24 protein-coding genes and 1 riboswitch are annotated in these 24813 nt (G+C 48.9%); of the genes, 8 read left to right on the forward strand and 16 right to left on the reverse strand.

All coding sequences use genetic code 11. From position 1 onward, the window contains the following. Positions 1-44: 44 nt before the first annotated feature. The 9 genes from ACO0K4_RS08000 to ACO0K4_RS08040 form a co-directional block, all read right to left on the reverse strand. Positions 45-809, reverse strand: coding sequence for an ABC transporter ATP-binding protein (locus tag ACO0K4_RS08000; RefSeq protein WP_422956282.1), 765 nt, complete (start codon positions 807-809; stop codon positions 45-47). 65 nt (positions 810-874) lie between these two features. Then, positions 875-1945 carry a FecCD family ABC transporter permease gene (locus ACO0K4_RS08005; RefSeq protein WP_422956094.1) on the reverse strand — a complete coding sequence of 357 codons (1071 nt, stop codon included), beginning with the start codon at positions 1943-1945 and terminating at the stop codon, positions 875-877. 562 nt (positions 1946-2507) lie between these two features. Further along, positions 2508-4367 carry a TonB-dependent receptor domain-containing protein gene (locus ACO0K4_RS08010; RefSeq protein ID WP_422956095.1) on the reverse strand — a complete coding sequence of 620 codons (1860 nt, stop codon included), beginning with the start codon at positions 4365-4367 and terminating at the stop codon, positions 2508-2510. Between the two features lie 169 nt (positions 4368-4536). After that, positions 4537-4785, reverse strand: a riboswitch (cobalamin riboswitch). 138 nt (positions 4786-4923) lie between these two features. Then, on the reverse strand, positions 4924-5394 hold the full coding sequence (locus ACO0K4_RS08015) for a tetratricopeptide repeat protein (RefSeq protein ID WP_422956096.1): 471 nt from the start codon (positions 5392-5394) through the stop codon (positions 4924-4926). 40 nt (positions 5395-5434) lie between these two features. Next, positions 5435-5791, reverse strand: coding sequence for a PilZ domain-containing protein (locus tag ACO0K4_RS08020; protein ID WP_422956097.1), 357 nt, complete (start codon positions 5789-5791; stop codon positions 5435-5437). Positions 5792-5853: 62 nt separating this feature from the next. Further along, positions 5854-6444: an alpha-ribazole phosphatase family protein gene (cobC, locus tag ACO0K4_RS08025; RefSeq protein WP_422956098.1), complete on the reverse strand. Its 591-nt coding sequence runs from the start codon at positions 6442-6444 to the stop codon at positions 5854-5856. Continuing rightward, the gene (locus tag ACO0K4_RS08030; protein ID WP_422956099.1) at positions 6429-7190 is read right to left on the reverse strand and encodes an adenosylcobinamide-GDP ribazoletransferase; all 762 of its coding nucleotides are present in this window, start codon (positions 7188-7190) and stop codon (positions 6429-6431) included. The genes cobC and ACO0K4_RS08030 overlap by 16 nt, the downstream gene beginning before the upstream one ends. 96 nt (positions 7191-7286) lie before the next feature. After that, complete coding sequence (gene cobT, locus ACO0K4_RS08035; protein ID WP_422956100.1) at positions 7287-8333, reverse strand: nicotinate-nucleotide--dimethylbenzimidazole phosphoribosyltransferase; 1047 nt, start codon at positions 8331-8333, stop codon at positions 7287-7289. 176 nt (positions 8334-8509) lie between these two features. Next, complete coding sequence (locus ACO0K4_RS08040) at positions 8510-8908, reverse strand: diacylglycerol kinase (RefSeq protein ID WP_422956101.1); 399 nt, start codon at positions 8906-8908, stop codon at positions 8510-8512. A 293-nt stretch (positions 8909-9201) separates the two neighbouring features. Here ACO0K4_RS08040 and ACO0K4_RS08045 point away from each other — a divergent pair, with 293 nt between their 5' ends. Beyond that, positions 9202-9765, forward strand: a complete 564-nt coding sequence (locus ACO0K4_RS08045) for a DUF922 domain-containing Zn-dependent protease (protein WP_422956102.1) — start codon at positions 9202-9204, stop codon at positions 9763-9765. Positions 9766-9975: 210 nt separating this feature from the next. Beyond that, positions 9976-10752 carry an IclR family transcriptional regulator gene (locus tag ACO0K4_RS08050; protein ID WP_422956103.1) on the forward strand — a complete coding sequence of 259 codons (777 nt, stop codon included), beginning with the start codon at positions 9976-9978 and terminating at the stop codon, positions 10750-10752. Positions 10753-10845: 93 nt separating this feature from the next. Here ACO0K4_RS08050 and ACO0K4_RS08055 read toward each other — a convergent pair whose 3' ends face one another. From ACO0K4_RS08055 to tkt, 7 genes are all read right to left on the reverse strand, one after another. Continuing rightward, positions 10846-11799, reverse strand: coding sequence for a sensor histidine kinase (locus tag ACO0K4_RS08055; protein ID WP_422956104.1), 954 nt, complete (start codon positions 11797-11799; stop codon positions 10846-10848). After that, on the reverse strand, positions 11796-12542 hold the full coding sequence (locus tag ACO0K4_RS08060; protein WP_422956105.1) for a response regulator: 747 nt from the start codon (positions 12540-12542) through the stop codon (positions 11796-11798). The genes ACO0K4_RS08055 and ACO0K4_RS08060 overlap by 4 nt, the downstream gene beginning before the upstream one ends. Positions 12543-12581: 39 nt before the next feature. Continuing rightward, positions 12582-13097 carry a Spy/CpxP family protein refolding chaperone gene (locus ACO0K4_RS08065; RefSeq protein ID WP_422956106.1) on the reverse strand — a complete coding sequence of 172 codons (516 nt, stop codon included), beginning with the start codon at positions 13095-13097 and terminating at the stop codon, positions 12582-12584. Positions 13098-13308: 211 nt separating this feature from the next. Continuing rightward, entirely contained in the window at positions 13309-13992 is a 684-nt protein-coding gene (lepB, locus tag ACO0K4_RS08070) for a signal peptidase I (RefSeq protein ID WP_422956107.1), read from the reverse strand. A gap of 333 nt (positions 13993-14325) precedes the next feature. Then, positions 14326-15342, reverse strand: coding sequence for a type I glyceraldehyde-3-phosphate dehydrogenase (gene gap, locus ACO0K4_RS08075; RefSeq protein ID WP_422956108.1), 1017 nt, complete (start codon positions 15340-15342; stop codon positions 14326-14328). 128 nt (positions 15343-15470) lie between these two features. Further along, a complete protein-coding gene (locus ACO0K4_RS08080; RefSeq protein WP_422956109.1) occupies positions 15471-16049 on the reverse strand; it encodes a GNAT family N-acetyltransferase in 579 nt (192 codons plus the stop codon). Next, positions 16046-18049, reverse strand: a complete 2004-nt coding sequence (gene tkt, locus ACO0K4_RS08085; RefSeq protein ID WP_422956110.1) for a transketolase — start codon at positions 18047-18049, stop codon at positions 16046-16048. Before tkt ends, ACO0K4_RS08080 begins: the two co-directional genes overlap by 4 nt. A gap of 346 nt (positions 18050-18395) precedes the next feature. Here tkt and speE point away from each other — a divergent pair, with 346 nt between their 5' ends. The 6 genes from speE to ACO0K4_RS08115 all read left to right on the forward strand — a co-directional run bounded on the left by speE (position 18396) and on the right by ACO0K4_RS08115 (position 24795). Beyond that, positions 18396-19682, forward strand: a complete 1287-nt coding sequence (speE, locus tag ACO0K4_RS08090; protein ID WP_422956111.1) for a polyamine aminopropyltransferase — start codon at positions 18396-18398, stop codon at positions 19680-19682. Continuing rightward, the gene (locus ACO0K4_RS08095; RefSeq protein ID WP_422956112.1) at positions 19679-20179 is read left to right on the forward strand and encodes a DUF1190 domain-containing protein; all 501 of its coding nucleotides are present in this window, start codon (positions 19679-19681) and stop codon (positions 20177-20179) included. Before speE ends, ACO0K4_RS08095 begins: the two co-directional genes overlap by 4 nt. Continuing rightward, on the forward strand, positions 20179-21309 hold the full coding sequence (locus ACO0K4_RS08100; RefSeq protein ID WP_422956113.1) for a glutathionylspermidine synthase family protein: 1131 nt from the start codon (positions 20179-20181) through the stop codon (positions 21307-21309). Before ACO0K4_RS08095 ends, ACO0K4_RS08100 begins: the two co-directional genes overlap by 1 nt. 67 nt (positions 21310-21376) lie before the next feature. Then, positions 21377-21784, forward strand: coding sequence for a DUF350 domain-containing protein (locus tag ACO0K4_RS08105; protein ID WP_422956114.1), 408 nt, complete (start codon positions 21377-21379; stop codon positions 21782-21784). A 164-nt stretch (positions 21785-21948) separates the two neighbouring features. Continuing rightward, positions 21949-23907 (forward strand): alpha/beta hydrolase family protein, encoded by a 1959-nt coding sequence (locus ACO0K4_RS08110; protein ID WP_422956115.1) that lies wholly within the window; start codon positions 21949-21951, stop codon positions 23905-23907. Positions 23908-24069: 162 nt separating this feature from the next. Continuing rightward, the gene (locus ACO0K4_RS08115) at positions 24070-24795 is read left to right on the forward strand and encodes a 16S rRNA (uracil(1498)-N(3))-methyltransferase (protein WP_422956283.1); all 726 of its coding nucleotides are present in this window, start codon (positions 24070-24072) and stop codon (positions 24793-24795) included. The last annotated feature ends 18 nt before the right edge of the window (positions 24796-24813 follow it).

Consider the following 24813-nt stretch of genomic DNA (forward strand, 5'->3'; position numbering starts at 1 on the left):
ATGAGCGGCTCAACCAAAGTGGTGTCTGTCGGTGTATTCACGTTCTAGTGTCCTGGTAAAAAAAGAGTTTGCCCGCCATGTTGTATCAGCTCTAAAGGATGTCCCAGACAGAGACTGAGTTTGTCCGCTGTCATGACCTGATCAACCGGACCGGCCTCCCAGCGGCCATCTCCCATCAGGAGCAAGGCATGGGTAGCAATACGGTGGGCGAGATTGAGGTCGTGACTGACCATGACCACAGCCTTGTTGTGGTCGCGACATAAACGGGAGAGCAGTTGCATCACACTGACCTGATGCGCAAGATCGAGCGCGTTGGCAGGCTCGTCCAGCAGCATCAGCGCGGCATCTTGTGCCAGCAAAGCGGCAATTGCCACACGCTGACGCTCACCACCGGACAGGCTGCGCACATCGCGTTCAGCCATCTCCATAACATCTAATTCTTGTAAAGCCGCATATGCCAGCTCCAGGTCGTCTGATGATTCCCAATAATGCGTATCGTGATAAGGGTGGCGCGCACTCAATACCGTTTCAATCGCACGGTAACCAAAGGCATCAACTCTGCCCTGCGGTAAAAAAGAGCGCTCTCTGGCCAGCTCGCCAAGTGCCCATTGCTGAAGCTTTTTATCCCTGATCAGAATCGTACCGCTCTCGACAGGACGCATCCCTGCGAGAGTACGCAGCAATGTGCTCTTACCCGCGCCATTGCGACCGATCACGCACCAGCATTCACCGGGATGGACTTGCCATTGCAAGGCATTGAGTAAAACCCTTTTGCCAACGGATAAATTCAGATCGCTGATACGTAACAAATTAGAGCTCAGTAATTCAGAGCCGGATAAGCGGAGCTGCAAACCATCCTGTGCGAGTGTAGTCATCAGCGCCCCTGCTTTCTCAACTGATGTAATTGCAGCAAAAATAAAGGGACGCCAATCATCGCCGTAATCACACCAACCGGTAATTGCTGTGGTGCGACTACCGTGCGCGCCAGCGTGTCTGCCAGCACCAGAAAACTGCCTCCGGCGAGGGTGGCCGCAGGAATCAGCAAGCGATGATCCGGGCCCCAGGCAAAGCGGCAGGCATGCGGAATAATCAGTCCGACAAAGCCGATACTGCCAGCACTGCTGACCGCACTCGCCGTCAGTAAAGCCGAGCAGATAAACAAAGTTTGTCGTAACCGACCGATATTCACACCCAGGCTGAGTGCGTTATCGGCATGCATGGCAGCGACATTGATGGATCGCGCCATACGTAATGCCAACACCAGAATGACGCTCCATAGTATCCAGGGCAGCACACGAGAATCTGCATTCGATAAATCACCGATCATCCAGAACACCATACCGCGCAAACGGCTGTCAGGAGCAATCGACAACATCAGCGTGATCAGAGCACCGCAGCCTGCCTGCACGATGACGCCGGTCAATAATAAAAGCGGTGCGCTGCCATCCGAGCTGCCGCTACCGCGAAAATCGCGATACGCCAGAGCAAACAGCAAAATCGCAACTGTAATAGCACCGCCAAACGCGGCCAGATCCACCAGCCAGCCCATACCGACCAGTAAAATCACCGCCAGAGCACCGACCGAGGCACCGCCGGAAATACCCAGCACATAAGGATCCGCCAGAGGATTGCGTAGTAAAGCCTGCATCATGACACCCGCCAGAGCCAGCGTTGCCCCCGTGACGAAACCCAATAAAGCACGACCTAAACGCAGCTCAAGTAAGGTCGCAGCCAGTGTCGAGGGTTTGCCGTGTAATAGCTCAAGCAGACCATGAAATAATTCGGTAAACGACAGTGATACCGATCCTGTTAAGCAGGCAATCGCAATACTGCCGAATGAGGCGAGGATTAATACAAGAATGATGCGAGAAGCGCGCAAGGAGCGATGCCTGCTCACCAGCGCCGTAGCGGTGATACCGGAGCCTGAAGAAGTAGCTAAAGACACGATCCGCCTTATGAGAAAATTTGACATAGATGACCTGTCATTTCTTTTCTAACGCATTCATATCCTTGTCGTATCCTTGATCACCGGATATGAATGCGTTAGAAAAGAAATCAGAACATCTGAATTCACGAATTAATAAAACTAAGAATAAAACTAAAACAAAACTGATGTAACAAGACTGATGAAAAACACCCCCACCTTGAACCCGCAGGCTGGATGAGGCTTTCAAGGGCATTTCGTGCCAGCAGGCGCATACCGCTTGCGCAGTCGTTAGAGGGAACTTCTAACAAACTTTTATCGATCTTCCATGGAGTGGCTTACCCCTGCCTTTTCTCTATGTCTCCGTGCCTCTGTGGCGAGAGGTCTTGGTTTTTGCGTAAGTCCTATATAAAACGAAAGCGGCCGAATAAAAAGCTGATGTTGATTGAAATCGCGACGTCATCAATTTCCCCCTTAGCTCCCTCTCCCGCGAGCGGGAGAGGGTTAAGGAACTAACATCTACACTTGACACATCTTGATTGAGGCGGAAGGATTAGTTGATAGTTGAGGGAATATCACCAATTTATTTAAAGCCGTAATTCAAACCAACAAAGACATTCGACCCCATCGTTGTATAGTTCTTTGCAAGCTCATAGTCCTTGTTCAAGGCATTGTTCCAGCGACCGATCACAGACCAGTTCGCGGCAACATCATAAGTCGCATACAGATTCAATAAACTATAGCCGCCCAAGGATTTTTTGTTAGTGACATCATCAAAACGATCACCGGAAAATACTGTTTCTACGCCGACTTTAGCTTTGGCAATTGCATACTCTGCAGCCAGGCTACCGTGTTGCTTGCTACGACGCGCCAGACGCAAACCGGTTGTATCATCTTTCGGATCCTGAATATCCAGAGAACCGCGCAAAGTCAGATCGCCCAAATGCGTAGAACCACCAAGCGTCAGGCCGGACAAGGTCGCCTTGTTGACGTTGTAAGCGCAACCGTACTTATGACTAGCTTGTTCTACCGGGCAGACATTCGCCGTGACTAGCAAATCCGTTGCCTTGTTCGAGTAGTACACCGCACTCAACTGACTCACGCCATCTTCGTAGTAGATACCGATTTCAGCATTTTTTGCCTTCTCAGGCTTATTGGTAGAAATGCCGTAACTCGGGTAGTACAGCTCATTGAAAGTCGGCGCACGGAAGCTGGTACCGTAGCTGGCATTGACACGCAAGGCATCGCTCAGGCGATAGCCATAAGCGACACTGCCAGTTACCTTAGAGCCATACTGCGAGCTGTCGTCGTAACGGGCACTGGCGCTGGCCAGATGTGCGTCTTGTTTGAAGACATAAGAACCTGCGAGGGAATTGGTCGTACGTTTGCCAATCAATTCTTTCGTTGTCGATTCGACTTTTTCTTCACGATGCTCGTACACCAATTGCAAGACATCCTTGCCGAGGCTGATATCGTTCTGCCAGTTCAGGCTAGTCTGTTTGGTATCGAATTGGCTCTTGCCATAGGATGCATCAGAAAAACCTTTATCAGCGGTTTCTGCAATTTGTACTGTGCTGAGCCAGTTGCTGGCAAAGCGGTTTTTGCTAAAGATCGCCAGCGTTTCCAGTTTCTGGATATTGCGGTCGTCATAGCCAGGACCTGCATCAAACTGGGCATTCAAACGGCTTTGCAAAAAGTTGATGCCGAGATCGTGACCTTTGGCAATTTCGTAACCAAGGCGACCACTGACGCTATCCAGCGTGTAGCCATCTTTGTCGGCATTGTACGAGTACGGGCCGGCAGTCGGACGCGTCGCTGAGAAGCCGTCAGCTTCTTCGTGACCAGCATTCAGCGCAAAGCTGAAGCTACCATCTGTCGAACCGGATACACCAGCGGCAATTTTGCGCAAGCCATAACTACCCAGACCAACGGACGCAGTCGGAGTAATAACGCCACTACCTTTTTTAGTAAAAATTTGTACGACACCGCCGACTGCGTCCGCGCCATATAAGCTGCTTAGAGGGCCATAGACGATTTCGATGCGTTCAATCTGAGCCAGAGGAATGGTTGCCCAGGTAGCGCCGCCTGAGGTCGAGGATCCAATCCGGATACCGTCAACCAGTACAACGTTTTGGGCATTAGAGCCGCCGCGGATAAATACCGAAGCATTAGAGCCTGGACCACCGTTACGTGCGATCTCGATGCCGCGCTGTTGCTGCAACAAATCAACGATAGAGGCGGCACCGGATTTAGCGATTTCGTCAGCAGTAATGACAACGTTATCGGCCAGCACATCTTTGGCAGCCTGCACCTGACGACCGGCAGTAATGACGACGTTTTGCGCACCAGATGATGTTGCAGCCGTTTGGGCAAAGACAGAAATAGAAGGGAAAATAGCAGCCACAGCAACGCTGATGGCAAGCGGTTTGAATGAAAAAGTCATGATCACAATGAAAAAGGGGCAAGCAGCCAACGTCCCCGCAGGCTGCATGAATACAAAGTGCCACCACAACTTTATTACACACAAACACATCAATTACACCGCTATCGTGTGCAGGACACAAATAACAGCTGAATTGACCGCCAATGAAATATCCCCTGAGGGTGTCGGTAGCACTTCACTTATTCTGGCCGGTATCCGGGCTGACAAGCGTCATCTTCCGACCTTCCCATGCCTAGGCATAGTGGTATTTGCAGAAGACTGCAGCAGCGATAGAATCTTTAAAGACCCACTCACTACCGCACTTGTACACCGTTGCGGGGGCAGCACACCTTTGCGAAATAAACCTATTTCACCTGGTGTTTCCCGTTTAACCGCGGACATGAACATGTCCACGAGCACCAAAACTCCGCCATTCTAAAGCCAGAGCCGCTTTGCAGCAAGTTAAACCCGGACACGCCCCTGGATCAGCGGGGCTAGGATGATGTTGACAATGAATTCGAAGCTAATAAGAAACTAACAAGGAATTGATACTAAGCCTATACGAGGCAAGCAAGGATCAACGCATTCTGTGTAATAATTTTTGTGCGTCAGCACGTCCTGCGGGAGTGATCTGATCTGATTTGAGTGCCTGAAGAAAACAGCGTCGTGCCATCCGTCGTGACTTGCTGACACCCTGCCCTGTCAGATAGCATTTTCCCAAATCAAGCTGCGCATCACCATCTCCTAATGCTGCCGACAAATACAGGCATCGGCACATTAAGCGAAACCGGCGACGCTCGCGATGAAGCATGGCAAGATTTGCCGCAGCAGAAGCCGATCCCAGGCGATACGCTCTTTTGTACCAATACATTGCCTTTGATTTATCTGCGCGGATTGCCAGGCCTGCGTCATAAAAATATCCCAGGTTTGTCATGCATCCGGGCAGATCCAGTTCAGCGCCAGCTAAAAAACAATAAAAGGCGCGCTGGAGGTCACCGCGCTCCCAAGCCTCATGGGCTTGAAACTCTACATCATGAATAGTCTGCAATGAAAGAACCTAGTCTGTATTTGTTTCCGCTACATGGCGTCTACGCAGCCTGATCTGCTTTGCTTGCTTTGGAGATCCAGGCATCGATTAAATTTTGATGCAGATCTGAGAGACCATGAAATTTTACGCCGATCCGATAATGATCTTCTGCCAGTATGCAGTGCTGAACAAAGGCTTTACACGCCACTTTGAATTGCTGATCAGCGCCTCCCACAATGCCAGGCACTTCCATCATGATCTGATATTCCCGATTGACTTCCAGACTCTGCGGACATTGCATGAGCACGCCACCGACAGACAGATTAACAATTTTGGTTGCGACCAGACTACCGTCGCTGAGTTTGACTGCCGCACGCCAGATCACCTGAATACGCGGAGTTTTTCTTAGTTCTATCATAGGCTTGCTCTCTCAGTTCTGCTGCGCCTCTGAAAATTACCTCTTCGACAATAATAACATTGCTATATTTTTAATTGCAACTGCCGACACTCTCCAAAATCTATCACCTGATGATCGGCGACAAGCTTGTGCGCCATTGCCTCTGGGCTGATGCCCACTTGATAAGCAAGCATCAGGCGCATCGAGCCAGCATGACTGACGATCAGAACATTCTTTTTTTTATTCTCGTCCTGCGCAACAAGCTCTTCTAAAAATTCGATAATCCGCGCTGCCATGTCGAGTACATTTTCAGCGCCACCGGGACGATATCCGCTGACATCAGCAGCCCAAGCATCAACTTCAACACGTGGAATCTGATCCCAGTTCTGCAATTCCCAGCGACCAAAATTCATTTCCATCAAACGAGGATCAAATTGCGTTTGTACTTGCAGGCCGGTAGCAAGATGCGTTGCGAGCAGGCGACAGCGTTGCAAGGGACTGGAATAAATAGCCGTCTGCGCAATGTGATCTGCTGGCAACATACTGCGCAATGCGGGCAACAAGGAGGGCAGTAACAGCTGGCACTGCGCCTCACTACTCGGTATATCGGATTGTCCGTAGCAAATCCCCGGCGCAATCTCAGGTCTGGGGTGCCGGATCAGATAGAGCTGCATAAGCCGACATAGAACACAAACTCGGATAACTGCTGCACAGCACCCAGACAATCGCCGGTGTAACCGCCAATCCTGCGCACAAACATCCTTGCCATCCACCAGCTCGCAAGAACCAGCAAGACGGTAGCAAGAATAAGATTATTGAGCGGCACCAGTCCGCAGTACATCAGGCCTGTAACAGGTACCAATACTGTCAAGCCTGCAATCAGGAATTCAGCGCCCGACATGTGTTGCGCCAGAGGTTTCGCCTTGCCTTCAAGACGGGCGTAGTCGAGGGTATAAATCAGGCTACAAGAAGCCAGCCTCGACAAAGGATGTGCGATCAATAAAGCTGGAATCACAGTTTGCACCGGCATACTCGCCAGCACTGTCAGCTTACCCAGCAACATGAGATTAATTCCGATTGCGCCATACGCACCAACCCGCGAGTCCTTCATGATGTCCAGCACTCGTTCCGGGGTCATGCCACCACCGAAACCGTCACAGACATCGGCGAAGCCATCTTCATGAAATGCGCCGGTCAGATAAATCCCTGCAGCGGTCGACAAGATGACCGCCACCGCTTGCGGCAGCAATAGATGCGCCAACCAAAAGACAAGCGCCGTCACCAGCGCAACGACCCAGCCGACCGCCGGAAAATAACGTGATGCCTGATGCAACCACGCCGCCTCGAACCCGACCCAAGATGGAATAGGGATACGCGTAAAAAACTGCAATGCGATAAAAAACAAGCGGATCTGGTGCATAGCTCTTGTCAGGAATAGTCGAAAAAATAGCAGGCGAATTCAATCAACAATTAAATTGCAATAATAAGCACCGTGACACTCACCGACATTAGTGCCCTAGGATTTTTCACTAACATGTGCGGACTCAAACGTCGCCATCTGATTCATAAAATTCACTGCTGCCTGTACAAGCGGATACACCAGCGCAGCGCCCGTGCCCTCACCCAGACGCAAATCCAATTGCAGCACAGGACGGGCACCCAGAGCAGTCAGCATCTTTGCGTGACCACTCTCGTCCGAGCAATGCGCGAAGATGCAATAGTCAAGAATCGACGGCTGTAATTTTGCTGCCACCAGTAAGGCGCTGGTCACAATAAATCCATCAATCAACAACACCATACGACGCTCGGCAGCAGCCAGCATCGCCCCAACCATAGTCGCGATTTCAAAACCGCCAAAGCAGGCTAAGACGGCCAACGGATCGTTGACCGCAGCATGCAGACTCACTGCGTCTTCAATCACTTTTTGCTTGCGCAGTATACCGGCGGCATCGAGGCCTGTGCCCGCGCCAACACAATCCGCCACGGCGACCCCGGTTAATTTATGCATCAATGCGGCGGCGGACGTTGTGTTGCCGATACCCATTTCACCGAAGCCGAGCACATTGCCTGGCAGAGCCGCCACCAGATCTTTACCGTTTTGTAGCGCCGTCTCACACTGCGCTGCCGACATCGCTGGCTCGCTTGCAAAGTTACGGGTACTGCCTGCAATTTTACGGTCGAGCAAACCATCACGCACACCAAAATCATGATTCACGCCGGCATCAACAATGTGTAATACCAAGCCATTTTGACGGGCAAACACATTGATCGCCGCACCTTCGGCCAGGAAGTTTTCTACCATCTGCCATGTGACATCTTGAGGATAAGCAGATATACCCTCAGCAACCACGCCGTGATCACCGGCGAAGACCATAATCGCCGGCTGACTCAGTATGGGCTTAGTGGTACGCTGGATCAGGCCAATTTGTTTCGCGATACCCTCCAGCAAACCGAGACTCCCCAAAGGTTTGGTTTTATTATTGACGCAAGCAATCAGCGCATCGGATAAAGCAGCATCAAAGGTAGGCGCAATAATGGGAGCAACGGAAACTGGTGTTGTCATGATATGAAAGAGAGTAGGAAATTAGGGAAATAAGAAATAAAAATCGATACCTTATCAAGAGTGCGGACCAGGTAGCTTTTATGAAAAAATAGCGGGGGGGATATATGCCAATGCCATCAATTTACTGTCACCTGCAACTCAGCCGGTGTGCACTGGCACAGCGCCGAAACTTATCATCAATAATAGAAGCGGTTAAATAAAATCACACCCCAGGTTGCCAGCGAAATCAACAACGTCAGTAACACCGCAGCACTCCCGAAATCTTTCGCATTTTTTGATAAGCTATGACGCTCAAGCGAGACCCTGTCAACAACCGCTTCGATTGCCGAGTTAATCAGCTCCACAACCAGAATCAGCAACAAGCTGGCAATCATCATCAGCTTTTCAAAAGACGAGACCGGCAAGGCCAATGCAGCAATGGCTCCAATCACGACTAAAATCAATTCCTGCCGAAAAGCATGTTCGTTTTTCCAGGCAGATTTAAAACCATCAATCGAATAAAAAAACGCAGAAAAAATACGCTTAACACCACTCTTACTTTTAAACTCGCTGACAGCTTGTTCCTGATCACTCATGTGACATTCCTGAAATAGATATTGAATAAATTACTTGTAACGGCATTGATAACTTCATTAATGGCGCCGATTTTAACAGTCCCGAGTTATAAATATATGACCTGGAGCAGGATAAGTAATAATTCTGCGGTTAATTCTGCGATCAACTTAGCGATAGCCTACGATTCTAATGAGTTCGACAAAATAAAATTCCCCTGACTTGACAATTAAATTACGATACTACGTCATTACAGCACTGCGCAATGCTGCGGATTCGCTTCGCGACCTCTTCCAATTTTTGCATTCACTAGCCCATGAATAAAATAGTATTTTGCCTTCTCATTCTGTCGGTATCGAGCGCAGCTCATGCTGAAGTGACAGAACGTCTCGACTATATTGATTATCCGGCGACAGTCGATACTCAACTTCCGCTTAACGTGATTTTAAATAGAGCATCCCCCATACGAGAGAACGGCAATGTCTTTCATGGTTATACCAAATGGTGGGTGCAATGGCATTTCTGGTGGCAAAAAGCCGCGAGTGGCGAATGCACGATGAGTAGAGTGAAAGTCGATTTATCCGCAACGATTACTCTGCCCAAATTAGCTGGCAGGCCTTCCAGCGCGCAGCAATCGCAATTTGATCCATATGCTGCGGCACTCAAAACACATGAACTGGGACACTACAACAATGGAAAACAGGCTGCCAACACAGTAGAGCAAGCGATACTCCATTTACCCGGCATGCCGAACTGCGAGCAGCTTGAATCGCAGGCAAACAAGACTGGCATGCAAATTCTCAAGGAATATAACCAGAAAGATCGTCAATACGATGACGCAACAAGTCACGGAAAAACTCAAGGTGCACGTTTGAATTAATTCATGCCTCATTTTCTTAGCAGAATTTAGTAGAAATCAGGCATAAGCCTGAAGAAGCCGCATCCAACAAAAACAAGAAAACAGACCGGCGCTGCAAGGGCTAAATAATTTCAGCATCATGATCAATTTAGCTCTATTTTTGTCACCAACAAGCTGACGGGCGTTTCACATTGTGGTATAAAGAAGATATTGCAATGCACCAACCATCATATGAAAAACGACACCACGAATTCCGACAAAACCTCCATACAGGTAATCGAACGACTGGTTTCCCTGCTAGATGCCCTGTCACGCTATCAGGATCCCGTCAGCTTGAAAGAACTCGCCATCGTGACGGGACTGCACCCATCCACCGCGCACCGCATCCTGAACGACCTGGTTACAACCCGCTTTGTTGACCGTGCCGAGGCTGGCTCCTACCGGTTAGGCATGCGCTTGCTGGAACTGGGCAATATTGTGAAAAGTCGCCTGAACGTACGCGAGGCCGCGCTGGAATTCATGCGCACCCTGCACCGTCAGACTCACCAGACTATTAATTTATCAGTGCGTCAAGGCGATGAAATTGTGTACATTGACCGGGCTTTTTCAGAACGCTCAGGCATGCAAGTCGTGCGAGCGATTGGTGGTCGTGCGCCTTTACACCTGACCTCGACCGGTAAGTTATTTTTATCCCTAGACGAACCGAAAGCGATCCGTGCCTATGCTACCCGCACGGGACTGGCAGGCCACAATAAAAACTCAATCACCGATCTGCACAAACTGGAAAAAGAACTCGCCGAGGTCCGTGAACATGGCTTTGCACGCGACAACGAGGAACTGGAACTTGGTGTCCGTTGCATGGCGGCTGGCATACGCGATGATAGCGGCAAGATGATTGCCGGTTTATCGATTTCAGCACCGGCAGATCGCTTGCAAGAAGAGTGGCTGGAGGATCTGATCTCTACTGCAGAACAGATTTCTGAAACGCTAGGCTATGTGCCATCCTGAGCCGCCGCAGCTTTGTAACAGGACCGTCCGAGATACCTCTGGTTTAGTCGCGACTTAGTGAAGACTTCATATTGAAGACTTAATATTGAAGACTTAAAGGCGAGCCAGACGCACGACAAACTGGCTGCCACCAGTCGACCTCAGCTCGCAACGCGCCTCCCCGCCATGACGTCTGGCAATTTGCCTCACCAAGGCCAACCCAAGACCAAAACCGGTGTTCGTCAAAATATGCGGGCTACGAAAAAACGGTTCAAAAACACGTTCTAAATGTTCCGCCGCGACACCGGGTCCATGATCGCTTACGATCAACTCTGCCCCCTCATCCATACTGCGTAATGTGACCGTCGTCGGCGGTTTACCGTAGCGTCTGGCGTTCTCTAATAAATTCCGGATTAAGCGCCGCAGTAAGCGCGAATGTCCTTGCAAGACGAGAGGACTGCCGTCGAGTTCAACATCGTCATAGCGTGCGCACTCTTCGGCCAGTAATCCCAGCAAATCGACTTCCTCCATCTTATCCTGCTCAATCGGCACTTCCAGACGACTGGCTAACAAAATCTCATCCAGCAAATCATCTAACTCGGCAATGTCTTGCTCCAGTTCCGCACGTCGCTTCGGCTCGGCACTTTCTTTCATCAAGGTCACAGTCAAACGAATTCGCGTCAATGGCGTACGCAATTCATGCGACGCATTAGACAACAAGGATTTATGTGCTACGACCAGCGATTCTATTTTTTCTGCGGCGCGATTGAAAGAATGAGCAAGTTGTGCAACCTCATCGCTACCCTCGACCATCACGCGTGCTGTCAAATCACCTTCGCCCAGCGATTCCACACCTTGTTGCAATCGCTCAAGGCGCAATGTCAGGCGCCTGAAAAAGGGATACGCACCAATACTGACGATCAATGCCAGTCCGCCAAACACAAACGACCAGGCATAAAGCGGAAGGCCATTGTCAATGCCATGACGTAGCGCCATTCCGCTAACGGTATAGACCGCCAGGCATGCAAGCAGGGTAAGATAAAAGCGGAGATAAAGACGTGATTTCATTCCTGTACCTTTGCAAATACATAGCCCGCACCTCTGACCGTGATAATCCGTCGCGGATACTTCGTATCGTCCTCAATTGCCATGCGAATACGAGAAATATGGACATCAATCGAACGATCAAAGGCCTCTAATTTTTCACCTTTAACACGATCCAGCAAGAAGTCGCGCGTCAATACACAACCGGCATTTTCAGCCAATACCAAGAGCAAATCAAATTGATACGAGGTGAGCGCTTGTATATTGCCGTGCTTTTTCAGGCAACGCGCATCAGGGTCAATTTCCAGGCAGCCAAAGTACCAGTGACGATCCGGCTGTTTCGATGAATCAACATCAATCGAGACATCTCCGGCACCTTTATTATCAAGCAACTCAGCTACCCGTCGCTGTCGCCTCAGAATAGCCGATAGTCTGGCAAGTAATTCACGGGGTTCAAACGGCTTAGGCAAATAGTCATCAGCACCAAGCTCCAGCCCAACGATACGATCAGTAGCGTCGCCACGAGCGGTCAGCATCAACAGCGGTACATCACTATGACGACGCAAGCGGCGACATACCTCAAGACCATCCAGATCCGGCAACATCAGATCAAGTACAACCAGATCAAACGGCTCTTCGGCAAGCCGCGCCAGTGCCTCTGTTCCGGTACCGGCAACATCAACCTGGAAATGCATTTCACCCAAATACTCAGAGAGCATTTCAGCCAGACGGACATCGTCCTCGACCAGCAGAATCCGTGAATTCATGTCAAATGTCTGCTGATCATGATATGCGGGTGACGAAGATCAGCCATGACTGCCATGACGACTGGCTGCCTTGCTGAAACGCTGCCGCTGCTCCGGTGTTAATAACTTACTCAAATCCACCATCAACTGCGTGACACGACGCGATCCCTGATCTGCGATAGACAGCTGTTCGCTGCGCAAACGTTCGATCGCCTGCTCGTCTATTTTTTCCTGTGTTAATAAGGTCAGCATCTTGTCATTCCTCTCTTGATATCGTTGCTGTAATGTATGCAGTTCTGCATTTGTCTGATTCACTTTTTCCATTGTCTGCGTTTTTTGCTGCTCACTCAAGCTGGCAATCGCATCGATATGCGCTGGTAAGCCAGTTAACCCAGCCGCAAATGACGCTGGACTGCTCAGCCCCATCAGCAATACACCTCCTCCGGAAGCCCCATGCTGATCATGCATATTCCCTGCATGCACCTTTAATCCGGCAACACCCAGTAGCAACAAAGCAAATATACCAGCGATAATCCAGACGACTGACCGACGTTGATTGACTATGAAATTACTCATCACTCTTCTCCTGAAAAAAGTATGGGAAAGCCCCGTACCTAGTCTCAGAGAAACAGGTCAAGATGATATGTAGTGTTAAGTAAAGATTTGTAAAGTTTGAATTAGCACAGATCTTTTACGCATGGACGTATTAATCTGAAGAAAATAAAAAGGGACATGATTTTTATTTCATGTCCCCAGTATTTTTAAGATAGCGCTTAATCAATCTCTTTTACGTCTTTGCCGCGATACGTTCCAGCCTTGGCAGATAAAAGTTATCTCCATCCAGTGAGTACAGCAAACGGTTGACGCGTCCGGTAATCAATTCGCGTTTGACGAAACCGATATAGCGAAAATCCTTACTATTATCCCGATTGTCACCCAACATCAGATACTGCCCTGCCGGCACGGTGACAGGACCAAATGAGCGCATTGCCTGACGTTCTGGCATCACGATAATGCCATGCTGTTTTGTCCCTAAGGTCTCTTGATAGACGAGTTGTTTGCCTTGATATTCGCGGCTTGGCGTCAGATGATTGGCCGGATTATCAAAAGCCTCCTGATAATCTGATGACACACCATTGATCACCAATTGTTCATCATGCATTTCGACCACATCACCTGGTACTGCGATCAGGCGTTTGACCAGGCGCGTGCCATCTTCCGGGGAACTGAAGGTCACGATATCACCGCGTGCAGGATCGGCCACATGAGACAAGATCACATCAGTAAAAGGAAGTTTGACATCATAAGCAAGTCGATTACAGATCACCCTGTCACCCTCGACTAAGGTCGGATACATGGAACTCGATGGCACCAGATAAAAATCGGCCAATGCGCTACGGACCAATACCATGCCGAACATAAACAAGATAAAACCCTTGTTCTCAGCAATTAATTTCTTAGGGCTAAACATGATGACATTCTCCAAATACGGTTAGCTGAAAATCTAGTGTAAGCCTTCGCCAGATCTTGTGTGATTTCAGGATAATTCAAGCGCCTTTATCAAAAATATAAACAGAACTGGCTAATCCTAAACCAAGACCTGGTAGTCGGTACTAAGTTATAGACAAAAAAATACCCCGAAAGTTCGGGGTATTTTGTACCGGCAGATAAAACTGGCGTATTTTAAAATTTTATTTTAAAGAATTACTTAAAAAAATTATTTCCAAAAGCAATCTCAAAAATCAACGATGAAATGAGTTGCATGACATACAACCTCGTAGCAACCCACTCCAAGGTTCTTCAACTATTTTGCACTCATCAATGCCATCGTCGTGTCCAGCATACGATTGGAGAAACCCCATTCGTTGTCGTACCAGCTGGATACTTTTACCAGACGACCGCCATTGACCTTAGTCAGCGTTTCATCGTAAGTCGATGATGCGGGATTGTGGTTAAAGTCAACAGAGACCAGCGGTGCTGTGTTGTAATCCAGAATGCCTTTCAATGCGCCTTCTGAAGCAGCCTTCAATACTTTATTGATTTCTTCAACAGTCGTATCGCGAGACGCAATAAAAGTCAGGTCGACAACGGACACATTGATGGTTGGAACGCGCATTGCGTAGCCATCAAGCTTGCCGTTCAGTTCTGGTAACACCAGGCCAACTGCCGCTGCCGCGCCAGTTTTAGTCGGAATCATGCTCATGGTAGCTGAGCGCGCACGACGCAAGTCTTCGTGCATGACGTCGGTCAACACCTGATCATTTGTGTAGGCATGAATAGTCGTCATCAAACCGCTTTCGATACCGATCGCATCGTTCAATGGTTTTGCCAGTGGTGCCAGGCAATTTGTTGTGCAAGAAGCGTTAGAGATGACAGTGTCTGTGGATTTCAGGACATTGTGATTCACACCGTAGACGATGGTTGCATCAACATCCTTGCCGCCCGGTGCGGAGATGATGACTTTTTTCGCGCCGCCAGCCAAGTGAGCAGAGGCTTTTTCTTTTGTAGTAAAGAAGCCTGTGCATTCCAGGACGACGTCTACATTCAATTCACCCCAAGGAATATTCGCAGGATTACGTTCTGCGAATACTTTGATCTTGTCGCCGTTGACGATCATGGTGTCACCTTCAACGGATACCGTGCCAGGAAACTTACCGTGGGCAGTATCGTAACGTGTCAGGTGAGCGTTGGACTCTGCATTACCGAGGTCGTTGATGGCAACGATCTGGATGTCGTTTTTGAATTTGCCGCCTTCGTAGTGGGCACGCAGAATGTTACGACCGATACGGCCATAGCCGTTGATTGCGACGCGAATCGTCATGGTTTTATCTCCAATAAAAACAGTGAAAAATCTTTATAACTCTTTACCTGCACAAGCCATTCTTAAACTGAATTACTTCTTCACACACACATCCAAGCTCAGATGCTTAATAGAAGCTTAACGCAAGCCTAATGGAAGGTTGGCGCGCTCTCTGCTGATGTCAGATGCAATTCCGTCAGTTCGTTCAGATCTGGCCAGCCATAAGCAACTTCTTGCAATTCGAGTTCATCCCAAATGAAATCCTGTTCGACCAAAAACTGTCCACCAAAATTTTCATAAAACTGACGTGCCGCCTTATTGCCAGTCAGGACCCAGACCAGCATATTACTCGCACCCATCGCCTGCAAAGTACGGGCGACTTTTTGCAACATACGCTGACCGATACCAGAGTTCTGAAATGTCGGACGTAAGTAAATCGCAGTCAATTCCGAGTGCATACCCTGCTTCTCTTCCTTAAGCAGCATGCCAGATGCAAAACCGATAATCTCATCGTCCGCAATCGCAACAAAGACGCAGACCGCCGGGTTATCTGCCGTCAAAATACGTGTCCAGATCGCCGCACTGTCGTCAAGCTTCATTTCATCAAGATACGCATCGGGCATGATGCCGCGATACGTAGTACGCCAGCTTTCGATGCGCACGGCAGCAATCGCCTGCGCATCTGCGACAGTAGCACGACGCAAACTAATTTCTTTGATTACGCTCATGCCAGAGTCGCTTTTACTTTGGCAATCACATTGTCTACCGTAAAGCCAAAGTGTTTAAACAAGACACTGGCAGGAGCGGACTCGCCGAAAGTATCGATGCCGACGACAGCGCCTTCCAGGCCCACATATTTGTACCAGAAATCAGTTACACCGGCTTCGATCGCGATACGTGGCATGCCTTTACCCAATACTGCTGCTTTGTATGCAGCATCCTGACGATCAAATACATCGGTTGAAGGCATAGACACGACGCGCACCGCGATACCCTGCTCTGCTAAGGCTGCGGCAGATTTCACTGCAAGTTCAATCTCAGAACCTGTGGCAATCAACACGGCTTTTGCGTCGGTGACATCTTGCAATACATAACCACCTCGCGAAATATCCGCGATCTGTTGTGCGGTACGCTCTTGATAAGGCAAATTTTGACGCGAGAAAATCAGGGTCGACGGGCCATCATGACGCTTGACCGCAAATGCCCATGCGGCCGCGGATTCAACCGTATCACAAGGACGCCAGTTATCCAGGTTAGGAATCAGGCGCATGCTGGACACGTGCTCGACGGATTGATGGGTAGGACCGTCTTCACCCAGACCGATTGAGTCATGTGTGAACACGAACAAAGTACGGATCTTCATCAGCGCAGCCATGCGAATGGCATTGCGGCTGTAGTCAGAGAAAGTCAGGAAGGTTGCGCCGAAAGGAATATAGCCACCATGCAGGGCGATACCATTCATCATCGCGCTCATACCAAATTCACGCACACCATAGTTAATATGATTACCGGCCTGATTGCCACGTACAGCGACGCATTCTTTCCAGTTGGTCAGGTTGGAGCCTGTCAAATCCGCAGAACCGCCGAGAAATTCTGGCAGTGATGGGGCAAATGCCTGAATCGCGTTTTGACTCGCTTTACGCGTAGCGATGTTTTCTTTTTTCTCGACACAAGCGGCAATCGCGCTAGCAACCACTTCATCAAAATTCGCCGGAAGATCGCCTTTCATACGACGTGTCAGCTCGGCAGCCTTGGCCGGATACTGCGCAGCATACGTTGCGAATTGAGCATCCCACTCCGCTTCAGCTTTTGCACCATCGGCTTTCGCATCCCATGCCGCATAGACGTCAGCAGGAATGTCAAAAGGCGCATAGTCCCAACCGATATTGGCACGAACTGCGGCAACCTCTTTATCACCGAGCGCTGCGCCGTGAACGTTGTGAGTGCCCTCCATGTTCGGCGAACCTTTACCGATCACGGTTTTGCAGCAGATCAATGTCGGCTTGTTTGATGTCTTGGCTGACTCAATCGCCTTGGATACCGCAGCAGCGTCATGACCGTCAATAGCACGAATCACATTCCAGCCATAGGCTTCAAAACGTTTTGGCGTATCGTCAGTAAACCAGCCTTCAACATGACCATCAATCGAGATACCGTTATCATCCCAGAAGGCAATCAGCTTATTCAGTTGCAATGTGCCTGCCAGTGAGCAAGCCTCATGCGAAATACCTTCCATCAAACAACCGTCGCCCATGAATGCATAGGTGTGATGATCGACCACGTTCAAACCAGGCTGATTAAATTCGGCGGCAAGCAGCTTTTCTGCCAAAGCCATGCCGACTGCATTCGTGATGCCCTGGCCCAGAGGACCTGTCGTAGTCTCAACACCAGGGGTGACATGGACTTCAGGATGACCGGCAGTCTTGGAATGCATTTGACGGAAGTTACGTATTTCATCCATCGATAAGTCATAACCTGTCAGATGCAGCAAAGAATAATGCAACATCGAGCCATGACCATTAGAGAGAACGAAGCGGTCGCGGTTAATCCATTGAGGATTGCCCGGATTGTGGCGGTAATGTGTTTTCCACAAAGCCACGGCAATATCTGCCATCCCCATAGGAGCGCCCGGGTGACCGGAATTAGCTTTTTGAACGGCATCCATGGACAAAGCACGGATCGCATTGGCCATTTTGGTGATTGTTGCTGGCTGAAGGGAAGAAGTCATAGCGTCTATTTGAGCTGATTAGGCAAATGTAGTCTGAGAAAAGCGGGTCGGTGAAGCAAGGCAGCAACGATGTAACGGACATCAAGTTCTGCAAAGTCCATTATTTTACCAGAGCGTGACAACAGAACACCCGGTCGCGACTAAGTGATGCGTAAAACTTTAGCGTTTTTAATATTACATGAAGACAATTTGCACCTATTTTCATGGCACAAGTAGATTTTCCTGGTGACAAATAGAAAATGATTCATAAAGTTTCGGATCGAACTACACTCCGTCAATCCCAAGCGATACAATTGCGATAATTTCAATAATTCGCTCAAGCAAGTCTTGGCAGATAACACAGAATATGGAAGGTTTACACCTGACTGCAGATTGCTTTGATTGCCAATGCCCTTCTGCCTTGATGCTGGATATACAGTATCTGCGCTCAAATGCGATCAGCGCAACTGAACAAGCCGAACTCAGCATTGTTGGAGAAAAATTCCATGCTTTCTCCACACAAACTGGTGATCCGGCCGGCATTACCGGTACTTTGCTGTTAGCTGAATCCCACCTGGCTATCCACACATGGCCAGAACGTAACGCTGTAACCCTAGATGTCTACGTATGCAACTTCAATGCGGACAACAGTGTGAAAGCGCGTAGGTTGATGGATATGTTGGTCACTCAATTCCGGCCTAAAAATTCAAACAGGCAAGAACTGATGAGAGGCGCACCGGAACTGGCTGAGACAGTAAGCGGCATAGCAGGCGACATAACAGGCAACATAGCAATCGAACATTTAACGCCTGATACGGTGTACGGAACCCGTCTCGGCGCGACGATTGCCAGTGTGCAAAGTGCATTTCAGCAAATTGAGATCCTGCATAGCCCGGATTTTGGCAAGATGATGCGTATTGACGGCGCGTACATGACTTCAGAAAAAGATGAATTCTTTTATCATGAATGCCTGGTGCATCCTGTTGCCATTGCTCACCCTGCTCCACAGTCCGCATTGATCATCGGCGGTGGTGACGGTGGATCGACTGAAGAACTCTTAAAACATCCAGGTATCCGGCACATAGACTTATGTGAAATTGATGCCAGCGTCATCGAACTGGCGCGCGCGCATCTGAAGCAGGTACACCGCGGTGCACTTGACGATTCTCGCGTCAAGCATATCCATGAAGACGGCTTTGCTTTTATCAAAAACGCTGAGCGGCAATACGATGTGATTTTTCTGGATTTAACCGATCCAATCAGCCCGAACGGCAATGAGCTGGCAGCCAGTTGCATGACTGCCGATTTTTTCTCTGCATGCAAGCGTTGTCTTACAAAAAATGGTGCGCTGGTGATGCATCTCGGAAGCCCTTTCTACCATCCGCAACGGTTTACAGATACCTATGCAGCACTAGCGAAAATTTTTACTACCGTGCGCCCCTATACGGTATTCATACCATTGTATGGAGCTTTATGGGGTATGGCGATTGCAAGCGACGATCTGGATCCCATTGCAATAACAAAGCAAGAAATTAGTGATCGTATGGAGCAAAGAAAGCTAGCGGATCTGCAGTATTACAACACCGACATCCATCATGCACTGTTCGCATTGCCTACCTTCGTGCAAAATATAGTGCCCAAGGAGATCCAATGACGACGCTCAAAAAAATTCGCAGGAGCCGTGCCGTTCCCCTCGTTTTTGCTACCGCCGCCGCAGTCACTGCTTGCGGCGACAACGTGCAAGAAACGACGGCACTCAGAGATGAATATAAAAATCTCGAAGACTGCACCAAGGATTGGGGCAGCATAGATCCCTGCAGTCCGGAAGTCGCACAACAAGGAAACACGCTGCTAGGCAGCGGCCACGGCAGCACCTATACCGGTCACTATTTTGGCCCATCCTACGCTGAGGGCAACCGCGAGCAAGCGCAACGGGGTTACAACCCGAATATCTTCTCCAGCAATAACAACAATACCACCGCTGGCGTTGGCACCAGCAATTTCAACAGTACAAATAGCGCTAATAGCACTAACACCAGCAACGATCACGCTATCGGACGCACGGTCAGCCGCGCAGGCGGCTCCAGCAGCAGATCTGTGAGCCGTGGTGGCTTTGGCGGTACAGCGCATGGCTTTTCCGGAGGCGGTTAATGATCCGGGAATCACGCCGTCCACGCGATAACTGGCAAGCTCAGTTTGAAGCGCTGGGGTTTAACTACCATTCGATAGATGGCCTGTATTGGGATGAGCGTTACGCCTACCGTTTTAGCAGCGATCAGATCGACATGCTGGAACAGGCAACGATTGACCTTCATCAAATGGCGTTGCAGGCGGTTGATCATGTTATCCGTCATGAGCGGCTGGCACAGTTTGCGATTCCTCGGAGTTTTTGGCCTCTTGTTGAGCAAAGTTGGCACGATAAAGAATTTTCTTTGTACGGACGCTTCGATCTAAGTTGGGATGGAACTGGTCACCCGAAAATGCTGGAATATAACGCCGATACGCCGACAGGATTAGTCGAATCCAGCGTGGCGCAATGGTACTGGCTGCAAGACGTATTACCTCATGCAGATCAATTTAATTCACTGCACGAAAAACTCATCGCCCGGTGGAAAACGTATCCGGCCAAAGGCATGCTGCATTTTGTATGCGCCGGTGGCAATGAGGAAGACGAAGGTAATTTATCGTATCTACGTGACACGGCAATCCAGGCCGGCTGCGCCACCAAGCAATGTGCGATCGAAGATATAGGCTGGGATCCCTCGCAAGCCGCCTTTGTCGACGCGATGAATGTCCGTATCGACAATGTATTTAAACTCTATCCATGGGAATGGTTATCCCGCGAAACGTTTGCTACTCACTTATTGGCAACGCCAATGCGCATCATCGAACCCGCATGGAAAATGATTTTATCCAACAAAGCTATTCTGCCTGTGATGTGGGAATTATTTCCACATCATCCGAATCTCTTGCCTGCGTTTTTTGATGCATGGCGAATACAAGGCGATTTCGTCAAAAAACCCCTGTATTCACGCGAGGGAGAAAATATCTCCATCTATGCAAACGGTACGGTACTGCATACACCCGGGCAATACGGCGCAGAGGGTTTTATCTATCAGGCATATGCACCGCAACCGAAATTCGATGACGGTATTACGCCCGCATTTACTTCAATCGGCTCCTGGGTCATCGGCGATGATGCTGCAGGCATAGGAATACGCGAAGACGAGAGTCTGATTACAAAAAATACCAGCCGCTTCATACCGCATTACTTTGAGTAATAGCAATACCAACAAAAAAACAAACCGACAAACACCAACAGCACCGAAAAAAACAAAAAGGATCACTATGAGTGAGCACATCATGAACATCGGCATCCCCGCCTTTCTCAGCCATTTTGGTTTGTCGTTACTATTGCTGGCAAGCTTCATCGCCTGCTACGTAGCCATCACACCGTACCGGGAAATCCAGCTAATCCGCGCTGGCAATCACGCAGCCGCCGCAAGCTTATCTGGTGCGATGCTCGGCTATTGTGTCGCCCTGGCTTCGGCCATTGCCAATAGCATCAACCTCATCGACATGCTGTGCTGGGGTGCTATTGCATTAGCAGTACAGTTGATCGCGTTTGGTGTAGTCCGCCTGCTGCTCCCCGGGCTGGTTGCCGACATACCAGACAACAAAATCGCATCAGGTATATTTCTCGGCGCAGTTAGTCTGGGTCTAGGTTTATTAAATGCAGCTTGCCTGACGTATTGATTTCGATACTTACGACAAACGAGAAACCATACAGTCGCTACAAGATTGCCAAATAGCCTGAAAATAAACAATCGATTAAAAACAAGAAAATGGCTTTAAATTAATTAACCTAAAAGCAATTATATTGTTAATATAGACATATTTAAATTCTCCTGGAGATACTAATGTCTATGCGCAAGATGCTTTTAGCGTGTATCAGTATTGCAATAATGCACCCCGTGTCATCTGGCGCGATCGAGTTAATTCCTCTTGACGATTTCGTCAAGCCAGATCAGTTCAAGCAACCTCGGCTTTCGCCTGATGGCAAACATATCGCGATCCAAATTAACCTTCCCCAAGGTGACCGCTATGTTCCAACCATGTCAGTGTTTGAATTACCCGGCTTTCAGATGAAAAGCGCTATCCGCATGCCTGCGTTTGAGGTTCCGCTTGATTATCAATGGTTAAGTAACACGCGACTGGCAATCACCAAAGCAACCGAATATGGATCGCAGGAAGCACCACTGCCAACAGGTGAAGTGCTAGCGACTAATTTGGATGGCACAAAGCAGGAATATTTATACGGCTACAAGATGTTCAAAACATCAAGTCGTGGTGGCCGCTTTGATGACGATTATGGACATGGCGTCATTGCCGGAATTCCCGCCGCCCACAATGGTACGTTCTTGTTACAAGAACACAAATGGGATGGTAAGCACACTACTTTGTATGAAATCAATTCACTGACGGTATCTCGTAAAACACTCGCAGATATTGCAATTCCGTACCTGGATTTTACGGTTCAGCATAACGGTGTACCGAGATTTGCATCTGGTAACGACGAGAATAACCGTGGCGTATTATTTCGCCGAGATCTAGTCAAAGATGAATGGAAACAAATCACTGACGGAAATTTGGGCTGGGGCTTTCACCCTATAGGATTTAGCCCTGATGACAGCGAGTTGTATGCAACTTATACAGAAAATGGTGAACCGGCTGTGTTAGTTAGACAGTCAATGAACAATGATAAACGCATTACCATTGCAGATCATAAAGAAGGAACTGCCGATATCCTCCAATGGGATGTAAAACGACTCACGCCATTTGCTAGCGGAACCTCGGTCGGTGTGCCTAAACTCATCTATCTGGATGAAACGATGCCCGAAGCCAAATTACATCAATCATTAAGTGCACAATTTCCAGATGCTTTTATTAACTTTATTGATTTTTCTGAAGATGGAAATAAGCTTCTATTTAGCGTAGCGAGTGATCGTGACCCTGGATCCTACTATTTATTTGACCGGACAACAAAAAAAGCACAATTGCTCTTTTCATCAATGGAGCAAATAAATCCTGAGCAAATGGCGCCCCGCCTGGCGATCAGTTTCAAAACACGTGATGGTTTGACGCTACACGGTTATCTGACTATGCCTTTGGTAAAAGACAAACACAAGGTCCCGCTCGTCCTGATGCCTCATGGCGGCCCTCATGACGCGCAAGATACCTGGTTTTATGATAACGACGCACAATTCCTGGCAAGTCGGGGTTACGCCGTTCTGCAAATCAATTACCGCGGGTCTGGCGGACGTGGTGCCAATTTCAAACGCTCAGGATTTCGTCACTGGGGGGATCTGATTCAAAACGACCTGATTGATGGCGTGAAATGGACTATCGGTCAAGGAAAAATAGATCCTCAACGTGTCTGCGCTTATGGTGCGAGCTTCGGTGCCTACTCGGCAATGATGGTCACGATACGTGCGCCAGGCATGTTCAAGTGTGCGATCGGATATGCAGGAGTATATGACTTACCGATGATTTATAAACATGAAGGTGTGATGAGAAACAAAGGTACTCACAGTGCAATGCTTGACTACATAGGCAAAGATGCTACCGAACTACAACGTAATTCCCCCAGCCATCTCGCCGAAAAAATATCAGCACCTGTCTTAATCGTCCACGGCGAACAAGATAAAATTGCACCGTTCTTCCATGCAGAATCGTTAAGAACCGCCTTGATCAAAGCAAAAAAACCTTATGAATGGATGCAAGTTGCTAACGAAGGACATGGTTTTTATGCGACTAAAAATATCCGGGCGTTTTATCAGAATCTGGAAATTTTCCTCGCAAAGCACTTAGCGCAATAGTTTGATATTTCGCCCGCTATTTAATCACAGGGCGCACTCATCGTAAGTGCGTCCGGCCGACATTCCGGCTCTCTGGTATCGTAAGTCATATTTATAATCCTCGCATCACCCTAGTTCTGCGACAATGTGACCTACGCATCAATTCTCCTCTACACCTACGATATGCCACGTTTCTATTGCCATCTTCCGCTCGCTGTTGGCGCCTCCATTGATTTGCCGCCCGAGGTCGCTCATCACGTTTTTGTTTTACGACTTACGGTGAACGATCATATTTGTATATTCAATGGTGAGGGCGGAAGCTATATTGCGACACTGACATCGGTTGCGAAGAAAAACGTTAGTGCAGATGTCAAAGTATTTTTGCCGGAAGAATGTGAGTTACCGTATGCCCTAACGCTGGCTCAGGCCTTGCCAGAGGCATCCAAGATGGACTGGATCATTGAAAAAGCGATTGAGCTTGGTGTCACGACGATACAACCACTTTCGTCACAACGATGCGTAGTCCGCTTATCTGCTGAACGTGCTGAAAAAAAGCTCGCCCACTGGCAAGGCATCATCATCGCCGCAGCCGAACAATGCGGACGCAATCGTCTCGCTCATTTATCGCCGGTCATGGATTTACCTAAATGGCTGGCGCAACAAGACATCCATAAACGTATCTTACTTTCGCCAAGAGCAAATCAATCGCTTGCAGACTGGGCTCGTCATCACCCTGCGCAATCAGTCAGCCTGATGATCGGTCCTGAGGGGGGATTTTCTGAAGAGGAAGAAATGCTCGCGATCAGACAAGGTGTATTAACCCTGAGCATGGGGCCGCGTATCTTGCGCACGGAGACTGCAGGTCTGGCTGCCATCGCGACTCTGAACGCCGCATGGGGTGGCATGTAGATCGACGGGTTGGGATTT

This window comes from Undibacterium sp. RuTC16W (assembly GCF_049339445.1).
GTDB lineage: Bacteria > Pseudomonadota > Gammaproteobacteria > Burkholderiales > Burkholderiaceae_D > Undibacterium.

Bases quoted from the DNA above. Each gene is read 5' to 3' on its own strand.
- ACO0K4_RS08010 (WP_422956095.1), bottom strand. From the start codon at position 4,367: ATGACTTTTTCATTCAAACCGCTTGCCATCAGCGTTGCTGTGGCTGCT.
- ACO0K4_RS08020 (WP_422956097.1), bottom strand. From the start codon at position 5,791: ATGATAGAACTAAGAAAAACTCCGCGTATTCAGGTGATCTGGCGTGCG.
- cobC (WP_422956098.1), bottom strand. From the start codon at position 6,444: ATGCAGCTCTATCTGATCCGGCACCCCAGACCTGAGATTGCGCCGGGG.
- ACO0K4_RS08030 (WP_422956099.1), bottom strand. From the start codon at position 7,190: ATGCACCAGATCCGCTTGTTTTTTATCGCATTGCAGTTTTTTACGCGT.
- cobT (WP_422956100.1), bottom strand. From the start codon at position 8,333: ATGACAACACCAGTTTCCGTTGCTCCCATTATTGCGCCTACCTTTGAT.
- ACO0K4_RS08040 (WP_422956101.1), bottom strand. From the start codon at position 8,908: ATGAGTGATCAGGAACAAGCTGTCAGCGAGTTTAAAAGTAAGAGTGGT.
- ACO0K4_RS08045 (WP_422956102.1), top strand. From the start codon at position 9,202: ATGAATAAAATAGTATTTTGCCTTCTCATTCTGTCGGTATCGAGCGCA.
- ACO0K4_RS08050 (WP_422956103.1), top strand. From the start codon at position 9,976: ATGAAAAACGACACCACGAATTCCGACAAAACCTCCATACAGGTAATC.
- ACO0K4_RS08055 (WP_422956104.1), bottom strand. From the start codon at position 11,799: ATGAAATCACGTCTTTATCTCCGCTTTTATCTTACCCTGCTTGCATGC.
- ACO0K4_RS08060 (WP_422956105.1), bottom strand. From the start codon at position 12,542: ATGAATTCACGGATTCTGCTGGTCGAGGACGATGTCCGTCTGGCTGAA.
- ACO0K4_RS08065 (WP_422956106.1), bottom strand. From the start codon at position 13,097: ATGAGTAATTTCATAGTCAATCAACGTCGGTCAGTCGTCTGGATTATC.
- lepB (WP_422956107.1), bottom strand. From the start codon at position 13,992: ATGTTTAGCCCTAAGAAATTAATTGCTGAGAACAAGGGTTTTATCTTG.
- gap (WP_422956108.1), bottom strand. From the start codon at position 15,342: ATGACGATTCGCGTCGCAATCAACGGCTATGGCCGTATCGGTCGTAAC.
- ACO0K4_RS08080 (WP_422956109.1), bottom strand. From the start codon at position 16,049: ATGAGCGTAATCAAAGAAATTAGTTTGCGTCGTGCTACTGTCGCAGAT.
- tkt (WP_422956110.1), bottom strand. From the start codon at position 18,049: ATGACTTCTTCCCTTCAGCCAGCAACAATCACCAAAATGGCCAATGCG.
- speE (WP_422956111.1), top strand. From the start codon at position 18,396: ATGGAAGGTTTACACCTGACTGCAGATTGCTTTGATTGCCAATGCCCT.
- ACO0K4_RS08095 (WP_422956112.1), top strand. From the start codon at position 19,679: ATGACGACGCTCAAAAAAATTCGCAGGAGCCGTGCCGTTCCCCTCGTT.
- ACO0K4_RS08100 (WP_422956113.1), top strand. From the start codon at position 20,179: ATGATCCGGGAATCACGCCGTCCACGCGATAACTGGCAAGCTCAGTTT.
- ACO0K4_RS08105 (WP_422956114.1), top strand. From the start codon at position 21,377: ATGAGTGAGCACATCATGAACATCGGCATCCCCGCCTTTCTCAGCCAT.
- ACO0K4_RS08110 (WP_422956115.1), top strand. From the start codon at position 21,949: ATGTCTATGCGCAAGATGCTTTTAGCGTGTATCAGTATTGCAATAATG.
- ACO0K4_RS08115 (WP_422956283.1), top strand. From the start codon at position 24,070: ATGCCACGTTTCTATTGCCATCTTCCGCTCGCTGTTGGCGCCTCCATT.